Origin of the sequence: Escherichia sp. E2748, assembly GCF_005781125.1 — a bacterium.
GTDB lineage: Bacteria > Pseudomonadota > Gammaproteobacteria > Enterobacterales > Enterobacteriaceae > Escherichia.
This window is the reverse complement of record NZ_VATP01000008.1, coordinates 131,523-152,694: the sequence shown is the minus strand read 5'-3', so window position 1 is coordinate 152,694 and position 21,172 is coordinate 131,523. Positions and strand designations below refer to the sequence as shown.

The window sequence follows — 21,172 nt, the reverse complement described above, 5'->3', positions numbered from 1 at the left end:
AGTAGGCACCTATGCAATACACTCCAGATACTGCGTGGAAAATCACTGGCTTTTCCCGTGAAATCAGCCCGGCATATCGTCAGAAGCTGCTTTCTCTTGGCATGTTACCTGGCTCCTCTTTTAATGTGGTGCGCGTCGCTCCACTCGGCGATCCCATTCATATCGAAACCCGTCGTGTAAGCCTGGTATTACGCAAAAAAGATCTGGCCTTATTAGAAGTGGAAGCGGTTTCCTGTTAATACGGTGATAACAACAATGAAAAAATTAACCATTGGCTTAATTGGTAATCCAAATTCTGGCAAGACAACCTTATTTAACCAGCTCACCGGAGCACGTCAGCGTGTAGGAAACTGGGCTGGCGTTACCGTCGAACGTAAAGAGGGGCAGTTTTCCACCACCGATCATCAGGTCACGCTGGTGGACCTGCCCGGTACTTATTCTCTGACTACTATTTCATCGCAGACGTCGTTGGACGAGCAAATCGCCTGCCACTACATTTTGAGTGGCGACGCCGATCTGCTGATTAACGTGGTGGATGCGTCTAACCTTGAGCGTAACCTGTATCTGACGCTACAGCTGCTGGAACTCGGTATTCCCTGCATCGTGGCGCTGAACATGCTCGACATTGCCGAGAAGCAAAATATTCGCATTGAAATTGATGCGCTGTCGGCGCGTCTTGGCTGCCCGGTGATCCCGCTGGTTTCCACGCGTGGTCGCGGTATCGAAGCTCTGAAACTGGCGATTGACCGCTACAAAGCCAACGACAATGTAGAACTGGTGCATTACGCACAGCCGCTGCTCAACGAAGCAGATTCACTGGCAAAAGTGATGCCGTCCGACATCCCGCTGAAACAGCGTCGCTGGCTGGGTCTGCAAATGCTGGAAGGCGATATCTACAGCCGCGCCTACGCCGGTGAAGCGTCGCAGCATCTGGATGCCGCCCTCGCCCGTCTGCGTAATGAGATGGACGATCCGGCGCTGCATATTGCCGATGCGCGTTACCAGTGTATTGCTGCTATCTGCGATGTGGTAAGCAACACGCTGACGGCAGAACCCAGTCGCTTCACCACGGCAGTGGATAAAATCGTGCTCAACCGTTTCCTCGGCCTACCGATTTTCCTCTTTGTGATGTACCTGATGTTCCTGCTGGCTATCAACATCGGCGGGGCGTTACAGCCGCTGTTTGACGTCGGCTCCGTGGCACTATTTGTGCATGGTATTCAGTGGATTGGCTACACGCTCCACTTCCCGGACTGGCTGACTATCTTCCTCGCCCAGGGCCTGGGCGGCGGTATTAACACTGTGCTGCCGCTGGTGCCGCAGATCGGCATGATGTATCTGTTCCTCTCCTTCCTCGAGGACTCCGGTTATATGGCGCGTGCGGCGTTTGTGATGGACCGCCTGATGCAGGCGCTGGGCTTGCCGGGGAAATCCTTTGTGCCGCTGATCGTCGGCTTCGGTTGTAACGTGCCGTCTGTGATGGGTGCGCGAACTCTTGATGCGCCGCGTGAACGCCTGATGACCATTATGATGGCACCGTTTATGTCCTGCGGCGCGCGTCTGGCTATCTTCGCAGTATTTGCGGCTGCCTTCTTCGGGCAGAACGGCGCGCTGGCGGTCTTCTCGCTGTATATGCTGGGTATCGTGATGGCGGTGCTGACTGGCCTGATGCTCAAGTACACCATCATGCGCGGTGAAGCGACGCCGTTTGTCATGGAGTTGCCGGTCTATCATGTACCACACGTTAAAAGCCTGATTATCCAGACCTGGCAGCGTCTGAAAGGCTTCGTTCTGCGTGCTGGTAAAGTGATCATCATCGTCAGCATTTTCCTGAGCGCCTTCAACAGCTTCTCGTTGAGCGGGAAAATCGTCGATAACATCAACGACTCGGCACTGGCTTCCGTTAGCCGTGTGATCACCCCGGTCTTCAAACCGATTGGCGTACATGAAGATAACTGGCAGGCAACGGTTGGCCTGTTTACAGGTGCCATGGCGAAAGAAGTGGTGGTGGGTACGCTCAACACTCTCTACACCGCAGAAAATATTCAGGACGAAGAGTTCAATCCAGCAGAATTTAACCTCGGTGAAGAGCTGTTCAGCGCGGTAGATGAAACCTGGCAGAGCCTGAAAGACACCTTCAGTCTTAGCGTACTGATGAACCCCATTGAAGCAAGCAAAGGCGACGGCGAAATGGGTACCGGGGCGATGGGCGTGATGGATCAGAAATTCGGTAGCGCAGCTGCCGCTTACAGCTACCTGATTTTCGTCTTGCTGTATGTACCGTGCATCTCGGTGATGGGAGCCATCGCCCGTGAATCAAGCCGTGGCTGGATGGGCTTCTCCATCCTGTGGGGGCTGAATATCGCTTACTCGCTGGCAACATTGTTCTATCAGGTTGCCAGCTACAGCCAGCATCCAACCTACAGCCTGGTGTGCATTCTGGCGGTTATCCTGTTTAACATCGTGGTTATCGGTTTGCTGCGCCGCGCGCGTAGCCGGGTGGATATCGAACTGCTGGCAACGCGCAAGTCGGTAAGCAGTTGCTGTGCAGCCAGCACCACTGGCGATTGCCACTAAGGATACAGCAATGGCTTCGCTCATTCAGGTGCGTGATTTGCTGGCGTTACGGGGGCGTATGGAAGCGGCCCAGATAAGCCAGACATTGAACACTCCACAGCCAATGATTAACGCCATGCTGCAACAACTGGAAAGTATGGGCAAAGCCGTGCGGATTCAGGAAGAACCTGACGGCTGCCTCTCCGGCAGTTGTAAAAGCTGCCCGGAAGGAAAAGCCTGTCTGCGCGAGTGGTGGGCGCTGCGTTAACCATACTCCATCGCCTGTTTTGAAAAGCCCGGTATGCGTTTGCTACCGGGCTTTTTTTGCGTGCGGCTTTCCATAAAAATGCAATTCTTGCAGCACAGCGTAAGTTCCTCTGAAAGCGTCTCGCAGGGATGAAAACTGGCTAATGCACAGGTGTGGAGTGGCGCGTAGAGTCGCGGCATTCAAACAACAGGTGAAGGAACGCCATGAGCAAAAAGCAGAGTTCCACCCCACACGATGCACTGTTCAAACTCTTTTTACGCCAACCGGACACGGCACGCGATTTTCTTGCGTTCCATTTACCGGCCCCTATTCACGCGCTCTGTGATATGAAAACCCTCAAGCTGGAGTCGAGCAGCTTTATTGATGACGATCTGCGTGAAAGCTATTCCGACGTGCTGTGGTCGGTGAAAACGGAGCAAGGACCAGGATATATCTATTGCCTGATTGAACATCAAAGCACATCAAACAAATTGATCGCATTTCGCATGATGCGTTATGCCATTGCCGCAATGCAGAACCACCTTGATGCCGGATACAAAACGTTGCCGATGGTGGTGCCGTTGTTGTTTTACCACGGTATTGAAAGCCCCTATCCCTATTCGCTGTGTTGGCTGGATTGTTTTGCCGATCCCAAACTGGCAAGGCAGCTTTATGCCTCTGCATTTCCGCTGATTGATGTCACCGTCATGCCTGATGATGAAATCATGCAGCACCGACGCATGGCGCTGCTGGAGTTAATTCAAAAACATATTCGTCAACGCGACCTGATGGGGCTGGTAGAGCAAATGGCCTGCTTATTAAGTAGTGGATACGCTAATGACAGACAAATCAAAGGGCTGTTTAATTACATACTACAGACTGGCGATGCGGTGCGTTTTAACGATTTTATCGACGGCGTTGCCGAACGTTCACTGAAACACAAGGAGAGTTTGATGACTATTGCGGAAAGATTGCGGCAGGAGGGAGAACAATCCAAAGCCCTGCATATAGCCAAAATAATGCTTGAATCCGGTGTCCCTCTTGCGGACATCATACGATTTACCGGGCTGTCAGAAGAAGAGTTGGCTGCGGCGAGTCAGTAGACACTATCCCCTGCTTAAGTGCTACTTTGTGCTATCTTGTATGTAACACAAAGTAGCACTTAAGGAACTAATATGCAGACAGTGAAATTACGGCAACAAGGAGGAGCCATGATCGTTACTATCCCACGAGATCTTGCTACCGATCTTGGATGGTCACCGGGCACAGAGCTTACCGTGGAGAAAAAAGGCGATAGTGTTAATTTGCGCCCCACAGAGCACAAACCGCGTGGGCGTCTTACCGTCGCGCAGTTGTTGAGCCAGATCGATGAAAACGAAATTACGGAGTTAAATCAGTCCACAGAAGGATGGGCTGAAGGAAAAAAAGGTAATGAAGCATGGTAAAGGCAAGGACGCCACATCGTGGAGAGATATGGTATTTTAACCCTGATCCGCTTGCCGGACATGAACTTCGCGGACCACATTATTGCATTGTGGTAACGGACAAAGAACTCAACAATGTTTTAAAAGTTGCTATGTGCTGTCCAATTTCAACAGGCGCAAATGCAGCGCGTTCCACAGGGGTGACAGTGAACGTCCTCCCCCATGATACGCAAACCGGTAGCCTGCATGGCGTTGTACTTTGTCACCAGCTAAAAGCCGTCGATCTTATTGCCCGTGGCGCTAAATTTCATACCGTTGCCGATGAAGCATTGATTAGTGAAGTTATCAGTAAACTGGTGAATTTAATCGACCCACAATAATTAGCTCTCACTTACCACCTACACCCTCTACTTCAACGCCACCAGCAGGTGACAAAACTCGACCGGATGCGAAATAAACGGCGCATGGGCCGCTTTGGCGAAGATGTATGACTCGCTGTGCGGCCAGGCTTCATCCAGCATCGGCACCACTTTGCGCGGCACCAGACCGTCGAGATAGCCATACAATCGCAAAAACGGCATAGGTACGTTTTGCAGCGACTGACGGAGATCGACCGTTTTCAAAATTTCCAGCCCACCATTAAGCACGTCAACCTCCGGCATCGGTAACGCCAGAACGGTTTTCTTCAGCGCTCGCGCATCCTGGCGTGCCGTTTCTGTACCCATGGTTTGTAACGCAAGGAACCGTTCTACTGTGCGCTGAAAATCTTCACTCAGTTGCTGCTGGAAACCTGCCAGCACGTCCGGTTTTATCCCAGGCCAGCCGTCACAAGCACTGAAACACGGTGACGATGCCACGGTAACCAACGCCTGAACACGCTCGGGATGGGTTAACGCAATCTGGCTTGCCACCAGTCCACCCAGACTCCAGCCCAGCCAGATGGCCTTATCTGGTGCCTGTCGCAGCACGACTTCTGCCATCTCAGCAAGCGACATCGCACCAAATCCCTGGCTGCGCCCGAAGCCAGGAAGATCAACAAGATGCAACGTAAAATGCGAGCTAAGTTCCTCGTCAATGCAACGCCACACTTCGGCATTCAGTCCCCATCCGTGCAGCAGCACAAGATGAACATTCCCCTGACCTTTGGTCTGCCACCAGATGTTATTCATCCGCTATTGTTCTCTTTTTACTTACAAGGATGAACATATGCTAACAGTACCGGGATTATGCTGGCTATGCCGAATGCCGCTGGCGTTAGGTCACTGGGGGATTTGTTCGGTATGCTCTCGTGCCGCCCGTACAGATAAAACGCTATGCCCACAATGTGGATTACCTGCCACACACTCACATCTTCCTTGCGGTCGCTGCCTGCAAAAACCGCCGCCCTGGCAAAGACTAGTCACGGTCGCCGACTATGCGCCCCCCTTAAGTCCGCTCATCCACCAGCTTAAGTTTTCGCTACGCAGCGAAATCGCCAGCGCCCTGTCACGTCTGTTACTATTAGAAGTCTTACACGCCCGTCGGACTACCGGATTACAACTGCCGGATCGCATCGTCAGCGTCCCGTTATGGCAGCGCCGTCACTGGCATCGGGGGTTTAATCAGAGCGACTTGCTGTGTCAGCCGTTATCACGCTGGTTGAATTGCCAATGGGATAGCGAAGCCGTCATGCGTACACGAGCCACTGCGACCCAGCATTTCCTCAGCGCCCGACTACGCAGACGCAATCTGAAGAATGCTTTTCGCCTTGAATTGCCCGTGCAAGGTCGCCATATGGTGATTGTGGATGATGTCGTTACCACCGGAAGTACCGTCGCAGAGATTGCGCAACTGCTTTTACGCAATGGTGCGGCGACAGTCCAGGTCTGGTGCCTTTGTCGAACCTTGTAGAGCCTCGATGATGGGCGTATTATAACCAACTAAAATAGTCAACTATTAGGCCATTACTATGATCCGTATTTCCGATGCTGCACAAGCGCACTTTGCCAAACTGCTGGCAAACCAGGAAGAAGGGACACAAATCCGCGTATTTGTGATTAACCCTGGCACGCCTAACGCTGAATGTGGTGTTTCTTATTGTCCGCCGGACGCTGTGGAAGCCACCGATACCGCCCTGAAATTTGACCTGCTGACCGCGTATGTTGATGAGTTAAGCGCACCTTACCTGGAAGATGCAGAGATTGATTTTGTTACCGACCAGTTGGGTTCTCAGCTGACGCTGAAAGCACCAAACGCCAAAATGCGTAAAGTGGCTGACGATGCGCCGCTGATGGAGCGTGTGGAGTACATGCTGCAATCGCAGATCAACCCACAACTTGCCGGTCACGGTGGTCGCGTTTCGCTGATGGAAATCACCGAAGACGGCTACGCCATTCTGCAATTCGGTGGCGGCTGTAACGGTTGTTCTATGGTCGATGTGACGCTGAAAGAAGGGATCGAGAAGCAGCTGCTGAACGAATTCCCGGAGCTGAAAGGTGTACGCGATCTCACCGAACACCAGCGCGGCGAACACTCCTACTACTAAGTTACCCTCTCTTTTGTAGATTGCCCGATGCGACGCTAAAGCGTCTTTTCGGGCCATCTGCCAGGCATTAGCGCTATATTGTCTCGGCAAATCCAATCCCTACGTTTCCCCGCGATAATATGACCAACCTCTCATAATTTAAATTTACCCCGCTCTGGTGATTCTCAAGCACGCGATGTTACCCGTATCATTTGCATGGGCACCAAACACACTCATAACATCTGACTACACTAACTAGTTTTAGAAGTCGTCAGCCATGGTGCTGTTATATCTCTGTTCCCAGTTGGGACGATCAGAATTTATCGTCAGAAGCCTGACGTTACCCATAACAAATGAAAGGCCAGGTAAATCATGCCATTAGTCATTGTTGCTGTCGGTGTAATCTTGTTATTACTCCTGATGATTCGCTTCAAAATGAACGGTTTCATCGCTCTCGTCCTGGTGGCACTTGCTGTTGGATTAATGCAAGGGATGCCGCTGGATAAAGTTATTGGCTCTATCAAAGCCGGTGTCGGCGGGACGCTCGGCAGCCTTGCCCTGATCATGGGTTTTGGCGCGATGCTGGGCAAAATGCTGGCAGACTGTGGCGGTGCACAACGTATCGCCACCACGCTGATTGCCAAATTTGGTAAAAAACATATCCAGTGGGCCGTGGTACTAACCGGTTTTACCGTTGGTTTTGCCCTGTTCTATGAAGTGGGCTTCGTACTGATGCTGCCGCTGGTGTTCACCATCGCCGCTGCGGCAAATATCCCGCTGCTGTATGTTGGTGTACCGATGGCCGCTGCGCTGTCTGTCACCCACGGCTTCCTGCCGCCGCATCCGGGCCCGACTGCGATTGCCACCATTTTCAATGCCGATATGGGTAAAACCCTGCTGTACGGCACCATTCTGGCAATCCCGACCGTGATTCTCGCGGGTCCGGTTTACGCTCGCGTGCTGAAAGGTATCGATAAGCCAATCCCGGAAGGTCTGTACAGCGCGAAAACCTTCAGCGAAGAAGAGATGCCGAGCTTTGGCGTCAGCGTCTGGACTTCTCTGGTGCCAGTTGTGCTGATGGCGATGCGTGCGATTGCCGAAATGATCCTGCCGAAAGGTCACGCTTTCCTGCCGGTGGCGGAGTTCCTCGGTGACCCGGTAATGGCAACGCTGATTGCCGTGCTGATTGCGATGTTCACCTTTGGTCTGAACCGTGGCCGTTCAATGGATCAGATTAACGACACGCTGGTTTCTTCCATCAAAATCATTGCGATGATGCTGTTGATCATCGGTGGTGGCGGTGCGTTCAAGCAGGTGCTGGTAGACAGCGGCGTGGACAAATACATTGCTTCCATGATGCACGAAACCAACATTTCTCCGCTGCTGATGGCCTGGTCGATTGCTGCCGTACTGCGTATCGCGCTGGGTTCCGCAACCGTTGCAGCAATCACTGCGGGTGGTATCGCTGCGCCGCTGATTGCAACGACGGGTGTTAGCCCAGAGCTGATGGTTATTGCGGTTGGTTCCGGTAGTGTGATTTTCTCGCACGTGAACGATCCGGGCTTCTGGCTGTTCAAAGAGTACTTTAACCTGACTATCGGCGAGACCATCAAATCCTGGTCGATGCTGGAAACCATTATCTCAGTGTGCGGTCTGGTTGGCTGTCTGCTGCTGAATATGGTGATTTGATAACACTGATGGCCGGATGCGGCGTGACCGCCTTATCCGGCCTACGATTCGGCATTAATTAGTAGGCCGGATAAGACGCGTCAAGCGTCGCATCCGGCATCAACCGCACTCTACTTCTTCTTCGCTACCGCCCTGCGCCGCTTGTCCAGATCCTTGATCAACTTGTTCACCCCATCATCGGCAAACATCGTCTCAAGCGTTGCGGAAAGCTTGCGTCGCCAGTTTTTGTACTGGTAACTGGTTCCAGGAATATTTACCGGTTCCGCCATATCCAGCCAGTCTTCCGGCTGTAGCCCTAACAGGGCGCTGTTGCTGTCGGCAATGTAGCGTTGCAAACCACGATTAAGCGTCGGCGTCATCGCCATCAGCGACGCCTTATGCCCGGTGCGTTTAGGCAGGCAGCCATATTTGTGCAGTGCATCCAGCAGCCCCTGCTTCGCCTGCTCACGATCCTGATACAAACCGCGTAGCACCTCTTCATCCGGATACAGCCCCAACGTTTTGCCCAGCGTTAAATCCCCGCTTTCCCAGTAGCCACGCAGCGTAGGCAGGTCGTGTGTCGCCGCAACCGCCATCGACTGCTCCGGGTACGCTTTCGGCGCGCGGAATGTCTTCTCGTGGTCGCTTTCGAAATAGAGCACTTTATAGGAGTAAACACCGCTACTGCGCAGTTTACCGACAATCTCTACTGGTACAGTGCCAAGATCTTCCCCAATCACCATGCAGCGATGACGCTGACTTTCGAGTGCCAGAATCGAGAGCAGATCATCCACCGGATAGTGAACATATGCCCCCTGATCCGCCGTCTCGCCATACGGTATCCACCACAAACGCAGCATCGACATCACATGGTCAATTCGTAATGCGCCGCAGTTTTGCATATTGGCACGCAGCAGCTCGATAAACGGTTCGTAGGCGCGCGCGGTGATGATATGCGGGTCCATCGGCGGCAAGCCCCAGTTCTGCCCCAGCGGGCCGAGGATATCCGGCGGCGCGCCAACCGACGCTTTCAGGCAATACAATTCGCGGTCGCACCAAGTTTCTGCCCCACCTTCTGCTACACCAACCGCCAGATCACGATACAAGCCAATCGGCATTTCATAGCCCTGGCTTATCTCCCAGCAGGCGGCAAACTGGCGGTAAGCCAGCCACTGCAACCAGAGATAAAAATCGATGTCATCGCGATGTTCTTCGCAGAACTGACGCACTTCTGGCGAATCCACGTTCTGATACATCTCAGGCCATGCTGGCCAGCCCCAGCGCATTTCGTCTTCTTTCACTTGCTGGGCATGTAGCGCATCAAAGGCTGCCTGCCAAAACAGGCTATCGCCTTGCTCTGCAACAAACTGGCGAAACGCGGTCATCTGCTCATCATCACGTTGCGCGAAACCTTTCCACGCCATCCGCAATGCTGTCATTTTCAGGGCGGTAACCGTGGAGTAATCTACCCAGCCGGCATCCCGCGCCTGTTGCAGCGTCTGCTGCGTGGTCGGCATGTGCCACCAGGCTTGCGCCTCTTCGCTAAGCTGAAAATCTTCAACAGCGTTGACGTCGATATAAATCACGTTCAGCCAGCGGCGAGAAGACGGGCTATATGGGCTGGCGCTTTCCGGGTTTGCCGGATAGAGCGCATGAATCGGATTCAGGCCGATAAACGCTCCACCACGTTTCGCCACGTCCACCAGCATAGCTTTGAGATCGCCAAAATCCCCAATACCCCAGTTTTTTTCCGATCGCAGCGTATAAAGCTGAACGCAAGCGCCCCACAGCTTTTGCTTATTGAGCAATGCCTGCGGTTCGTAGCAGCGTTTCGGGGCGACAATCACCCGACAATGAGCACGCTGTTCATCCTGAGTAAGCGTCAGCGTGTGATAACCTTCCGGCAGCTTCGTCGGTAGATTGAACGCGTTACCACCGCTCACGTGGCCTTTGTACTGCGTGCCTTCTTCGGTGGTCAGCAACCAGCTAAATTCGCCGCTGCCCTCTACTGCCATTGGCATTTTTTTCCCGGCGGTATACACCATGACATTTGGCACTGGTGTTACCGCCACTTTCGTGGCGGCACTTTGATGCATCGCATCAAGCAAACGCCGTTTGGTTTCGGCGCTAATCGACTGCGGTTTTCCATGGGCATTGATGTAATTGGGGCTGATCCCCGCCGCCAACGCGGCTTTGTCCAGACGTTTGCTTTCCATCGCGCTTCCTTAGCGTTTTGCCTGCCAGATACGGGCCTGATAATCACGGATTGAGCGATCCGAGCTAAACATACCGCAGCGGGCGGTATTGAGGATCGCCGCGCGAGTCCAGGCCTCCTGGTCGCGGTACAGCACATCCACGCGTTTTTGCGCTTCGACATAAGCCGCAAAGTCCGCCATCACCAGATACGGATCGCCGCCCTGCTTACCGAGGCTATGCAGCATCTGGTCAAACGCGTGTTTATCGCCATCGCTATATTTACCGCTTTCCAGCTCTTTTAATACCGCATCAAGCACCTTATCTTTCTTCCGCCATTTCACCGGATCATAGCCCTTAGCTTTCAGCGCCTTAACCTGCTCCACGGTATGACCAAAGATAAAGATATTCTCTTCACCGACTTTCTCGGCGATCTCCACGTTTGCACCATCCAGCGTGCCGACAGTGAGCGCACCGTTAAGCGCCAGTTTCATATTGCCAGTACCAGAAGCTTCTTTACCTGCGGTGGAGATCTGCTCGGAGATATCCGCCGCCGGGATCAGCATTTCCGCAGCAGATACACAATAATCTGGCAGGAATACAACCTTCAGCTTGTCGCCCACCTGCGGATCGTTGTTGATCACGTCAGCCACTTTGTTGATCGCAAAGATAATATTCTTCGCCAGGTAGTAGCCCGGTGCCGCTTTCGCGCCGAAGAGGAAGACGCGCGGTACGCGGTCAGCCTGCGGGTTTTCACGAATTTCTTTGTACAACGCCAGAATATGCAGCAGGTTCAGGTGTTGGCGTTTGTACTCGTGCAGGCGTTTGATCTGAATATCGAAAATCGCCTGAGGATTGATTTCAATACCGGTACGGACTTTCACAAACTCCGCCAGACGAACTTTATTGGCCTGTTTGATCTCGCGATATTGCTGACGGAATTTCGCGTCATCAGCGAATTTTTCCAGATTAATCAGTTGATCGAGATCGTTAGCCCACTCTTTTTTCAGTGACTTATCCAACAATGCTGCCAGTGCCGGGTTGCACTGTTTGATCCAGCGACGCGGGGTAATGCCGTTGGTGACGTTATGGAATTTGTTCGGCCATAGCTGGTGATATTCCGGGAACAGATCTTTCACCACCAGATCCGAGTGCAACGCCGCCACACCGTTTACCGCAAAGCCGCTTACCACGCACATATTGGCCATGCGAACTTGTTTGTCATGCACCACCGCCAGCTTCGCCCATACCGCTTTATCGCCCGGCCAGGTTTTTTCCACCAACTTCTTAAAGCGGTTGTTGATTTCGTTGATTACCTGCATATGGCGTGGCAGCAGGGCTTTTACCAGTTTCTCATCCCAGCACTCAAGTGCTTCTGGCATTAGGGTATGGTTGGTATAAGCAAAGGTATTGCTGGTGATTGCCCATGCGTCATCCCAGCTCATCTGGTGCTCATCGATTAGCACACGAAGCAGCTCCGGAATAGCGATAGTCGGGTGGGTGTCGTTCAGTTGAATGACTTCGTAATCTGCCAGCTCGTGCAGTTTACGCCCCGCCAGATGGTGACGACGCAGAATGTCGGCAACCGAACAAGCACACTGGAAATATTGCTGCATCAGACGCAGTTTTTTACCGGCAGTATGGTTGTCGTTTGGATAGAGCACTTTAGTCAGTTTTTCAGCGTCGATGCCCTGTTGTTCAGCTCGCAGGAAATCGCCGTCGTTGAATTTGGTGAGGTTAAACGGATGCGCATGTGTCGCTTGCCATAAACGCAGCGGCTGCGCCACACCATTTCGGTAGCCCAATACAGGTAAATCCCACGCCTGGCCGGTAATGGTAAATGCGGGCTCCCAACGACCGTCTTTCGTGACCTTGCCACCAATCCCAACCTGCACGTCAAGCGCTTCATTATGGCTGAACCACGGATAGTTACCGCGATGCCAGTCATCTGGCGCTTCCATTTGTTGACCGTCAACAAATGACTGACGGAACAGACCGTATTGATAGTTCAGACCATAGCCTGTTGCGGACTGTCCGACGGTCGCCATTGAGTCGAGGAAACATGCCGCCAGACGGCCCAGACCGCCGTTGCCCAGCGCCGGGTCAGTCTCTTCTTCCAGCAAATCTGTCAGGTTGATGTCATAGGATTTCAGCGAATCCTGAACAGCCTGATACCAACCGAGATTTAACAGGTTGTTGCCCGTCAGACGACCAATCAAAAACTCCATTGAGATGTAATTAACATGGCGCTGATTCGCCGTCGGTTTGGCAAAAGGCTGGGCACGCAACATTTCCGCCAGCGCTTCACTCACGGCCTGCCACCACTGACGAGGGGTCATCTCAGCTGCAGAAGTTAAGCCATAACGCTGCCATTGACGTGACAGGGCTTCCTGAAATTGCTTTTCATTAAAAATGGGTTGTGACATAGGAGTTCCAGTTTTCTTAGACATTAAACACAACGTTATCGTTAGTTTGCCAGGCTCCATGTTGACCTTCCTCATCCTACGGGGGATTAGGCGGGGAGGAGTGACGGGGATGAGCAAGAAAATGTGATCGCGAACACTTAAAGGTAGTGCAATCAACTGCAAAAGCATCGGCCCAGTGCCAAAGAGCGCAAAAAAACCGACGATTAACAGTAAGAAAGGGCGTCGCGTATTATCAAAAAGCGGAAAGCCACTCTATAAATTAAGTAAAGCAGCGAAATAGTTTCAGCAATGAAATACCAATCGTGATTCATCTCATTCTTAATAGATTTATTAAGATCATCTTTTTAGATAGACCTTTCATCATGAATTAAGGAAGCATCATTGCTTTAATAACACTATTGAACCACGAGAAAACACCATAAGATCCAGTATCTACGCTGGATCAGCGTAGTTTTAAGATGAAACATTAATAAAGGTTTTGAATTGTGACAGAGTGCAAATTCAGACACATAAAAAACCGTCATCGCTTGCATTGCACAGATTTCTGGCCGACCTTATAACCATTAATTACGAAGCGCAAAAAAAATAATATTTCCTCAATTTCCACAGTGAAGTGATTAACTATGCTGATTCCGTCAAAATTAAGTCGTCCGGTTCGACTCGACCATACCGTGGTTCGTGAGCGCCTGCTGGCTAAACTTTCCGGCGCGAACAACTTCAGGCTGGTGCTGATCACAAGTCCTGCGGGCTACGGAAAGACCACACTCATATCCCAATGGGCGGCAGGCAAAAACGATTTGGGCTGGTACTCGCTGGATGACGGCGATAACCAGCAAGAACGTTTCGCCAGCTACCTGATTGCCGCAATTCAACAGGCCACCAACGGGCATTGCCCCGCCAGTGAAGTGATGGCGCAAAAGCGGCAATATGCCAGTCTATCCTCACTTTTTGCCCAACTGTTTATCGAACTGGCAGAGTGGCACCAGCCGCTCTACCTGGTTATTGACGATTATCATCTGATCACTAACCCAGTGATTCACGAGTCAATGCGCTTCTTTATTCGTCATCAACCGGAAAATCTGACCCTGGTAGTTTTGTCGCGCAATCTTCCGCAACTGGGTATTGCCAATTTGCGTGTACGTGACCAACTGCTGGAAATTGGCAGCCAGCAACTGGCGTTTACCCACCAGGAAGCCAAGCAGTTTTTTGATTGCCGTCTGTCTTCGCCCATTGAAGCCGCTGAAAGTAGCCGGATTTGCGATGACGTTTCTGGTTGGGCAACGGCTTTACAATTAATCGCCCTCTCCGTCCGACAGAATACCCACTCTGCGCACAAATCCGCACGTCGCCTGGCGGGCATTAATGCCAGCCATCTTTCTGATTATCTGGTCGATGAAGTGTTAGATAACGTTGATCTGGCAACACGTCATTTCCTGCTGAAAAGTGCCATTTTGCGATCGATGAACGATACGCTAATCACCCGCGTGACCGGTGAAGACAACGGGCAAATGCGCCTCGAAGAAATTGAGCGTCAGGGACTGTTTTTGCAACGGATGGATGATACCGGCGAGTGGTTCTGCTATCACCCGTTGTTTGGCAACTTCCTGCGCCAGCGCTGCCAGTGGGAACTGGCGGCGGAACTGCCGGAAATTCATCGTGCCGCTGCAGAAAGCTGGATGGTGCAAGGTTTTCCCAGCGAAGCTATTCATCATGCGCTGGCCGCGGGCGACGCGCTGATGCTGCGCGATATTCTGCTTAATCACGCCTGGAGTTTGTTCAACCATAGCGAACTGTCATTGCTGGAAGAGTCGCTCAACGCCCTGCCGTGGGACAGCCTGCTGGAAAACCCACAGCTGGTGTTGTTGCAGGCGTGGCTGATGCAAAGCCAACATCGCTATGGTGAAGTGAACACCCTGCTTGCACGTGCCGAGCATGAGATCAAGGACATCAGAGAAGGCACCATGCACGCAGAATTTAACGCTTTGCGCGCCCAGGTGGCGATTAACGACGGCAATCCGGATGAAGCTGAACGGCTGGCAAAACTGGCACTGGAAGAACTGCCTCCGGGCTGGTTCTACAGCCGCATTGTGGCAACCTCCGTGCTTGGCGAAGTGTTGCACTGCAAAGGTGAATTGACCCGTTCACTGGCGTTAATGCAGCAAACCGAACAAATGGCACGTCAGCACGATGTCTGGCACTACGCCTTGTGGAGTTTAATCCAGCAAAGTGAAATTCTGTTTGCCCAAGGGTTCCTGCAAACTGCATGGGAAACACAGGAAAAAGCGTTCCAGTTGATAAACGAGCAGCATCTGGAACAGTTGCCGATGCATGAGTTTCTGGTGCGCATCCGTGCACAGCTGCTATGGGCCTGGGCGCGGCTGGATGAAGCCGAAGCCTCGGCACGAAGCGGGATTGAAGTCTTGTCGTCTTATCAGCCGCAGCAACAGCTTCAGTGCCTGGCAATGTTGATCCAATGCTCGCTGGCCCGTGGCGATTTAGATAACGCCCGTAGCCAGCTAAACCGTCTGGAAAACCTGCTGGGGAATGGCAAATATCACAGCGACTGGATCTCTAACGCCAACAAAGTCCGGGTGATTTACTGGCAAATGACCGGAGATAAAGCGGCTGCCGCCAACTGGCTGAGCCATACTGCGAAACCAGAGTTTGCGAACAATCACTTCCTGCAAGGTCAATGGCGCAACATTGCCCGCGCACAAATCTTGCTGGGAGAGTTTGAACCGGCGGAAATAGTCCTCGAAGAACTGAACGAAAACGCCCGTAGTCTGCGGTTGATGAGCGACCTCAACCGTAACCTGCTTTTACTCAATCAGTTGTACTGGCAAGCCGGGCGTAAAAGCGACGCCCAGCGTGTGTTGCTGGATGCTTTAAAACTGGCAAACCGCACTGGATTTATCAGTCATTTTGTTATTGAAGGCGAAGCGATGGCGCAGCAGTTACGTCAGCTGATTCAACTCAATACGCTGCCGGAACTGGAACAGCACCGCGCACAGCGTATTCTGCGGGAAATCAATCAACATCATCGACATAAATTCGCTCATTTCGATGAGAGTTTCGTTGAACGTCTGCTAAATCATCCGGAAGTGCCAGAACTAATCCGCACCAGCCCGCTGACGCAACGTGAATGGCAGGTACTGGGGCTGATTTACTCCGGCTACAGCAACGAGCAAATTGCGGGCGAGCTGGAAGTCGCGGCGACCACTATCAAGACGCATATCCGCAATCTGTACCAAAAACTCGGCGTCGCCCACCGCCAGGCTGCGGTACAACACGCGCAGAAACTGCTGAAGATGATGGGCTATGGAGTGTGAATTAAGCCGGATAACGCGCCAGATCCGGCTGACATCTCTGCATCATTCAACGCTCACTCGCGTTACGCCGTCTGTTTCTATCAGACTGAACCGCACGGGCAAGAAACGCTCCACCACCGCAATATTGGTCAGCAGATGGCATGAGGGATGGGCGACCGTAAATTGTCCCGCGCCCGCCAGCGCCATTGGCAACACTAGCTGGTCAGCAAGATATTCCCCCACCGCCGCCGTGCTTGCCAGGTAGCGCTTCACCTCTTTTATCAGTTGTGCCGCGACCACTTCGGCGCTGACGCGCTTTTCACCGACGACGAAAAAGCGTTCGGTAATATTTTCACTTTCGACTTCAAGCGAGACGGTATTACCCGGCCCCTGGTCGCGCGGCAGGTTATGAATATTCTGCTCATGCAGGGAAAAACTCCCCGCCAGCGTAGCGATTTCACGTTCAGCGACATGCCTCGGCACGCCAGCCAGTAACACCTCACCACGCATCCGCGTAATGTTTCCGCGCTCGACAAGTAGCAAGGTGTTAAACGATGTCACGGGCGCGACTTCCGTTGCCACCACCCCGCCTCCGGCAGGATAAAAACCGTGGCGTAATAGTGTGGTTTGCTGATGAATTCCTATTTTCGCCAGCAGCGGCTCCAGCACCCGGCGCATAAAATCCGCAGGCGGGGCCGACGGGTTATCGGTGCCGCCGCTCACTTCAACACGCGAAGGCCCATCGGCAAACCACAGCGCGGGCAGCACCGTTTGCAGCACCAGCGTACAACTTCCGGCGCTACCGATAGCAAAGCGATAATCGCCGCCACGCACGTTACCGGGCCGGAAGACCAGGCGCTGCGACCCCAGCTCCGCGCCTTCCACCGTTGCTCCGCAAATTTCCGTCGCCGCCTTTACCGCCGTCAGATGCTGGCGCAACAGCCCCGGTTTCGCCCGTCCGGCACGAATGCCGGTGATGGTAAATGGCTTGCCGGTTATCATCGACAGGCTCAGCGCCGAGCGCAGGATCTGCCCGCCGCCTTCGCCCTGTGCGCCATCCAGCGCAATCATCCTTTTCATCATTTATCCTTTTACGCACACCACCTGACGCAGGGTATAGATAACTTCCACCAGATCGCTTTGTGCCGCCATCACCGCATCAATATCTTTATACGCCATCGGGATTTCGTCGATCACTTCGGCATCTTTACGGCATTCCACATGCGCGGTGGCACGAATTTGATCTTCCACGCTGAACAGTTTTTTCGCTTTAGTACGGCTCATTACCCGTCCGGCACCGTGGCTGCACGAGCAGAATGACTCTTCATTTCCCAGACCACGGACGATAAAGCTTTTCGCCCCCATCGAACCGGGAATAATTCCGTACTGTCCGACACGCGCAGACACCGCCCCTTTACGCGTCACATAGATCTCTTCGCCAAAGTGCTGTTCTTTTTGCACATAGTTGTGGTGACAGTTGATCTCTTCCATCGCCAGCGTTTGTGGCTGTCTTACCGTTTTCTGCGTAACGCTCTGCAACGCCGTTACCACGTTTTCCATCATCGCATCGCGGTTAAGGCTGGCAAAAAGTTGCGCCCAGGCCACGGCTTTCAGGTAATCATCAAAGTATTCCGTACATTCCATAAAGTACGCCAGGTCACGCGATGGCAGCGTTTCAAGCTGGTCCTGCATCTCTTTTTGCGCCAGATCGATAAAATAAGTTCCGATGGCGTTACCAATTCCGCGTGAACCGGAGTGCAGCATAATCCACACCTGATCCGACTCATCAAGGCAGATTTCAATAAAGTGGTTACCCGTTCCCAGCGTTCCCAGGTGTTTATAATTATTGGTATTGAGGAAACGCGGATATTTTTGTGTTAACCACTGATAACCGGCTTCAAGCTCAGCCCATTTAGCATCGACGTTAACAGGCGGATTTTCCCATGCGCCTTTATCACGACGGCTACGATTATTGGAACGCCCGTGCGGTACGGCAGTTTCAATCGCCTGACGCAGCTCCGCCAGGTTTTCAGGCAGGTCTGCCGCCGTTAACGCGGTACGCAGCGCGTTCATTCCACAGCCGATATCCACGCCCACCGCCGCCGGAATAATCGCCCCTTTGGTCGGGATAACGCTACCAATGGTGGAACCTTTACCCAGGTGTACATCAGGCATTACCGCAATATGTTTGAAAATAAAAGGCATCTTCGCCGTATTAATAAGTTGCTGACGCGCATCGGCTTCTATCGGCACGCCTTTGGTCCACATTTTTACCGGGGCATTTTCAGTGGTCAGTAATTCGTAATTCATTTTGTTTTTCTCTTTTCGTTGGTATGTCCTGATAATTGCAACCGTCGTGCCAGAAAATTAAATATGCAGGTTAATTTTTTAATTCATTGTTTTTAAATAGATTATATCTTTACGTCCGTAAACGGAGATTTTCCGCAAAGCCAATTTACCGATAATGAAATATCGTCTTTTATAAGGATATCTAAGATGCGTAAAACAGTGGCTTTTGGTTTTGTCGGCACGGTGCTGGATTATGCCGGGCGCGGCAGTCAGCGCTGGTCAAAATGGCGTCCGACGCTCTGTTTATGCCAGCAAGAATTGTTGGTCATCGATCGACTGGAATTGTTGCACGACGCCCGCTCGCGCTCGCTGTTTGAAACGCTTAAACGCGATATCGCCAGCGTTTCGCCAGAAACAGAAGTAATGGGCGTTGAGATTGAACTGCATAACCCGTGGGATTTCGAAGAAGTTTACGCCTGCCTGCATGATTTCGCCCGTGGCTACGCGTTTCACCCTGATAAAGAAGACTATTTAATTCACATCACCACCGGTACCCACGTCGCGCAGATTTGCTGGTTTCTGCTGGCGGAAGCGCGTTATCTACCCGCCCGGCTGGCGCAGACCTCGCCTCCGCGCAAAAAAGAGCAGCCCGATAGTCCAGGCGCGGTAACGATTATCGATCTCGATTTAAGCCGTTATAACGCCATCGCCAGCCGCTTTGCCGAGGAACGCCAGCAAACGCTTGATTTTCTTAAGTCCGGCATTGCCACGCGTAACCCCCACTTCAACCGCATGATTGAGCAGATTGAAAAAGTGGCGATTAAATCCCGCGCGCCAATTCTGCTTAATGGCCCGACCGGTGCAGGTAAGTCATTTCTGGCGCGACGCATCTTCGAGCTAAAACAGGCGCGGCATCAGTTTAGCGGCGCGTTTGTGGAAGTGAACTGCGCCACCCTGCGCGGCGATACCGCCATGTCGACGCTGTTTGGTCATGTAAAAGGCGCGTTTACCGGGGCGCGGGAATCTCGTGAAGGATTATTACGCAGCGCCAACGGTGGAATGTTGTTTCTTGATGAGATTGGCGAACTGGGCGCAGACGAACAGGCAATGCTGCTGAAAGCCATTGAAGAGAAATCCTTTTATCCGTTTGGCAGCGATCGCCAGGTGAGTAGCGACTTTCAGCTTATCGCCGGAACGGTGCGCGATTTGCGCCAGCTGGTTGCCGAAGGCAAATTTCGCGAAGATCTGTACGCGCGGATCAATCTCTGGACCTTCACCCTGCCGGGTCTACGCCAGCGCCAGGAAGATATTGAACCGAACCTTGATTATGAAGTGGAGCGCCACGCCTCACTCACTGGCGACAGCGTGCGTTTTAACACCGAAGCGCGGCGCGCCTGGCTCGCCTTTGCGACATCTCCCCAGGCAACATGGCGCGGTAACTTTCGCGAACTTTCTGCCAGCGTCACGCGGATGGCTACCTTTGCTACTAGCGGACGCATTACTCTGGACGTAGTGGAAGATGAGATAAACCGTCTGCGCTATAACTGGCAGGAGAGTCGCCCCTCCGCGCTTACGCAACTGTTGGGCGCTGAAGCGGAAAACATCGATCTCTTCGACCGTATGCAACTGGAACACGTTATAGTCATCTGCCGCCAGGCAAAGTCGCTTTCTGCTGCCGGACGCCTGCTTTTTGATGTTTCGCGCCAGGGCAAAGCCAGCGTCAACGACGCGGATCGGCTACGCAAATACCTGGCGCGTTTTGGTCTGACGTGGGAAGCCGTGCAGGATCAGCACAGCTCCAGTTGAATATGATGGTCCGTCAGCACCTGCATCACGCCCGCTGGCGGCGGGGCGTCGGTGTAGACGGCATCAACCATGTTGATGCTGCCCATATTGACCATCGCGTTACGGCCAAATTTCGAGTGATCGACAACCAGCATAACGTGACGCGAGTTCTCAATAATGGCGCGTTTGGTGCGAACTTCGTGGTAATCGAACTCCAGCAGCGAGCCGTCGCTATCGATGCCGCTGATCCCCAGAATGCCAAAGTCCAGACGGAACTGAGAGATAAAATCGAGCGTCGCTTCGCCAATGATCCCGCCATCGCGGCTGCGTAATTCGCCTCCGGCGAGAATGATGCGAAAATCTTCTTTTACCATCAACGTGTTAGCAACGTTGAGGTTGTTGGTGACAATGCGCAAATTGCTGTGATTGAGCAACGCGTGCGCCACCGCTTCCGGCGTGGTGCCAATATCGATAAAAAGCGTCGAGCCGTTGGGGATTTGCTCCGCCACTTTACGGGCGATGCGCTCTTTTTCTTCGGTCTGGGTGGCCTTGCGATCGTGCCACGGCGTGTTAACCGAACTGGAAGGCAGCGCCGCACCGCCATGATGGCGCAGGATCAGGTTTTGCTCTGCCAGCTCGTTGAGGTCGCGGCGAATAGTCTGCGGGCTGACGGAGAAATGTTCTACCAGCTCTTCGGTGCTGACATAACCCTGCTGTTTAACCAGTTCGATAATACCGTTGTGACGTTGTGTTTGTTTCATTTATAAATCCCT

At 52.7% G+C, this 21,172-nt stretch carries 17 protein-coding genes; 11 read left to right on the top strand and 6 right to left on the bottom strand.

The window, feature by feature from the left end:
* Positions 1–11: 11 nt before the first annotated feature.
* The 6 genes from feoA (at position 12) to FEK42_RS09810 (ending at position 4,607) form a co-directional block, all read left to right on the top strand.
* The gene (gene feoA / locus FEK42_RS09835; protein ID WP_001200455.1) at positions 12–239 is read left to right on the top strand and encodes a ferrous iron transporter A; all 228 of its coding nucleotides are present in this window, start codon (positions 12–14) and stop codon (positions 237–239) included.
* 16 nt (positions 240–255) lie between these two features.
* Entirely contained in the window at positions 256–2,577 is a 2,322-nt protein-coding gene (feoB, locus tag FEK42_RS09830) for a Fe(2+) transporter permease subunit FeoB (protein ID WP_000736997.1), read from the top strand.
* A gap of 10 nt (positions 2,578–2,587) precedes the next feature.
* On the top strand, positions 2,588–2,824 hold the full coding sequence (gene feoC / locus FEK42_RS09825; RefSeq protein ID WP_000157586.1) for a [Fe-S]-dependent transcriptional repressor FeoC: 237 nt from the start codon (positions 2,588–2,590) through the stop codon (positions 2,822–2,824).
* Between the two features lie 203 nt (positions 2,825–3,027).
* Positions 3,028–3,906, top strand: coding sequence for a recombination-promoting nuclease RpnA (rpnA, locus tag FEK42_RS09820; RefSeq protein ID WP_135493050.1), 879 nt, complete (start codon positions 3,028–3,030; stop codon positions 3,904–3,906).
* 72 nt (positions 3,907–3,978) lie between these two features.
* The gene (locus FEK42_RS09815; protein ID WP_130261031.1) at positions 3,979–4,248 is read left to right on the top strand and encodes an AbrB/MazE/SpoVT family DNA-binding domain-containing protein; all 270 of its coding nucleotides are present in this window, start codon (positions 3,979–3,981) and stop codon (positions 4,246–4,248) included.
* Positions 4,242–4,607: a type II toxin-antitoxin system PemK/MazF family toxin gene (locus tag FEK42_RS09810; RefSeq protein WP_135493051.1), complete on the top strand. Its 366-nt coding sequence runs from the start codon at positions 4,242–4,244 to the stop codon at positions 4,605–4,607. Before FEK42_RS09815 ends, FEK42_RS09810 begins: the two co-directional genes overlap by 7 nt.
* A 27-nt stretch (positions 4,608–4,634) precedes the next feature.
* Here FEK42_RS09810 and bioH read toward each other — a convergent pair whose 3' ends face one another.
* Entirely contained in the window at positions 4,635–5,396 is a 762-nt protein-coding gene (bioH, locus tag FEK42_RS09805; RefSeq protein ID WP_135493052.1) for a pimeloyl-ACP methyl ester esterase BioH, read from the bottom strand.
* 37 nt (positions 5,397–5,433) lie between these two features.
* On the opposite strand from bioH, the gene gntX reads away from it, so the two are divergent.
* The 3 genes from gntX to gntT all read left to right on the top strand — a co-directional run bounded on the left by gntX (position 5,434) and on the right by gntT (position 8,419).
* Positions 5,434–6,117 (top strand): DNA utilization protein GntX, encoded by a 684-nt coding sequence (gntX, locus tag FEK42_RS09800; protein WP_135493053.1) that lies wholly within the window; start codon positions 5,434–5,436, stop codon positions 6,115–6,117.
* 58 nt (positions 6,118–6,175) lie between these two features.
* Positions 6,176–6,751 (top strand): Fe-S biogenesis protein NfuA, encoded by a 576-nt coding sequence (nfuA, locus tag FEK42_RS09795; RefSeq protein WP_000619389.1) that lies wholly within the window; start codon positions 6,176–6,178, stop codon positions 6,749–6,751.
* A 351-nt stretch (positions 6,752–7,102) separates the two neighbouring features.
* On the top strand, positions 7,103–8,419 hold the full coding sequence (gene gntT / locus FEK42_RS09790) for a gluconate transporter (protein WP_135493054.1): 1,317 nt from the start codon (positions 7,103–7,105) through the stop codon (positions 8,417–8,419).
* A gap of 110 nt (positions 8,420–8,529) precedes the next feature.
* On the opposite strand, the gene malQ is transcribed toward gntT, so the two are convergent.
* Positions 8,530–10,614 (bottom strand): 4-alpha-glucanotransferase, encoded by a 2,085-nt coding sequence (malQ, locus tag FEK42_RS09785; RefSeq protein WP_135493055.1) that lies wholly within the window; start codon positions 10,612–10,614, stop codon positions 8,530–8,532.
* A gap of 9 nt (positions 10,615–10,623) precedes the next feature.
* Positions 10,624–13,017 carry a maltodextrin phosphorylase gene (gene malP / locus FEK42_RS09780; RefSeq protein WP_135493056.1) on the bottom strand — a complete coding sequence of 798 codons (2,394 nt, stop codon included), beginning with the start codon at positions 13,015–13,017 and terminating at the stop codon, positions 10,624–10,626.
* A 623-nt stretch (positions 13,018–13,640) separates the two neighbouring features.
* Here malP and malT point away from each other — a divergent pair.
* On the top strand, positions 13,641–16,346 hold the full coding sequence (malT, locus tag FEK42_RS09775; RefSeq protein ID WP_135493057.1) for an HTH-type transcriptional regulator MalT: 2,706 nt from the start codon (positions 13,641–13,643) through the stop codon (positions 16,344–16,346).
* Positions 16,347–16,388: 42 nt separating this feature from the next.
* On the opposite strand, the gene rtcA is transcribed toward malT, so the two are convergent.
* On the bottom strand, positions 16,389–17,405 hold the full coding sequence (gene rtcA / locus FEK42_RS09770) for an RNA 3'-terminal phosphate cyclase (RefSeq protein ID WP_135493138.1): 1,017 nt from the start codon (positions 17,403–17,405) through the stop codon (positions 16,389–16,391).
* Between the two features lie 3 nt (positions 17,406–17,408).
* Positions 17,409–18,635 (bottom strand): RNA-splicing ligase RtcB, encoded by a 1,227-nt coding sequence (rtcB, locus tag FEK42_RS09765; protein ID WP_135490439.1) that lies wholly within the window; start codon positions 18,633–18,635, stop codon positions 17,409–17,411.
* A gap of 186 nt (positions 18,636–18,821) precedes the next feature.
* On the opposite strand from rtcB, the gene rtcR reads away from it, so the two are divergent.
* Complete coding sequence (gene rtcR / locus FEK42_RS09760; RefSeq protein ID WP_135493058.1) at positions 18,822–20,420, top strand: DNA-binding transcriptional regulator RtcR; 1,599 nt, start codon at positions 18,822–18,824, stop codon at positions 20,418–20,420.
* Here rtcR and FEK42_RS09755 read toward each other — a convergent pair.
* Complete coding sequence (locus FEK42_RS09755; protein ID WP_130209015.1) at positions 20,402–21,160, bottom strand: DeoR/GlpR family transcriptional regulator; 759 nt, start codon at positions 21,158–21,160, stop codon at positions 20,402–20,404. The genes rtcR and FEK42_RS09755 overlap by 19 nt on opposite strands.
* Positions 21,161–21,172: the final 12 nt, after the last annotated feature.

Coding starts and splice junctions, on each gene's coding strand:
- feoA (WP_001200455.1), top strand. CDS start 12: ATGCAATACACTCCAGATACTGCGTGGAAAATCACTGGCTTTTCCCGT.
- feoB (WP_000736997.1), top strand. CDS start 256: ATGAAAAAATTAACCATTGGCTTAATTGGTAATCCAAATTCTGGCAAG.
- feoC (WP_000157586.1), top strand. CDS start 2,588: ATGGCTTCGCTCATTCAGGTGCGTGATTTGCTGGCGTTACGGGGGCGT.
- rpnA (WP_135493050.1), top strand. CDS start 3,028: ATGAGCAAAAAGCAGAGTTCCACCCCACACGATGCACTGTTCAAACTC.
- FEK42_RS09815 (WP_130261031.1), top strand. CDS start 3,979: ATGCAGACAGTGAAATTACGGCAACAAGGAGGAGCCATGATCGTTACT.
- FEK42_RS09810 (WP_135493051.1), top strand. CDS start 4,242: ATGGTAAAGGCAAGGACGCCACATCGTGGAGAGATATGGTATTTTAAC.
- bioH (WP_135493052.1), bottom strand. CDS start 5,396: ATGAATAACATCTGGTGGCAGACCAAAGGTCAGGGGAATGTTCATCTT.
- gntX (WP_135493053.1), top strand. CDS start 5,434: ATGCTAACAGTACCGGGATTATGCTGGCTATGCCGAATGCCGCTGGCG.
- nfuA (WP_000619389.1), top strand. CDS start 6,176: ATGATCCGTATTTCCGATGCTGCACAAGCGCACTTTGCCAAACTGCTG.
- gntT (WP_135493054.1), top strand. CDS start 7,103: ATGCCATTAGTCATTGTTGCTGTCGGTGTAATCTTGTTATTACTCCTG.
- malQ (WP_135493055.1), bottom strand. CDS start 10,614: ATGGAAAGCAAACGTCTGGACAAAGCCGCGTTGGCGGCGGGGATCAGC.
- malP (WP_135493056.1), bottom strand. CDS start 13,017: ATGTCACAACCCATTTTTAATGAAAAGCAATTTCAGGAAGCCCTGTCA.
- malT (WP_135493057.1), top strand. CDS start 13,641: ATGCTGATTCCGTCAAAATTAAGTCGTCCGGTTCGACTCGACCATACC.
- rtcA (WP_135493138.1), bottom strand. CDS start 17,405: ATGAAAAGGATGATTGCGCTGGATGGCGCACAGGGCGAAGGCGGCGGG.
- rtcB (WP_135490439.1), bottom strand. CDS start 18,635: ATGAATTACGAATTACTGACCACTGAAAATGCCCCGGTAAAAATGTGG.
- rtcR (WP_135493058.1), top strand. CDS start 18,822: ATGCGTAAAACAGTGGCTTTTGGTTTTGTCGGCACGGTGCTGGATTAT.
- FEK42_RS09755 (WP_130209015.1), bottom strand. CDS start 21,160: ATGAAACAAACACAACGTCACAACGGTATTATCGAACTGGTTAAACAG.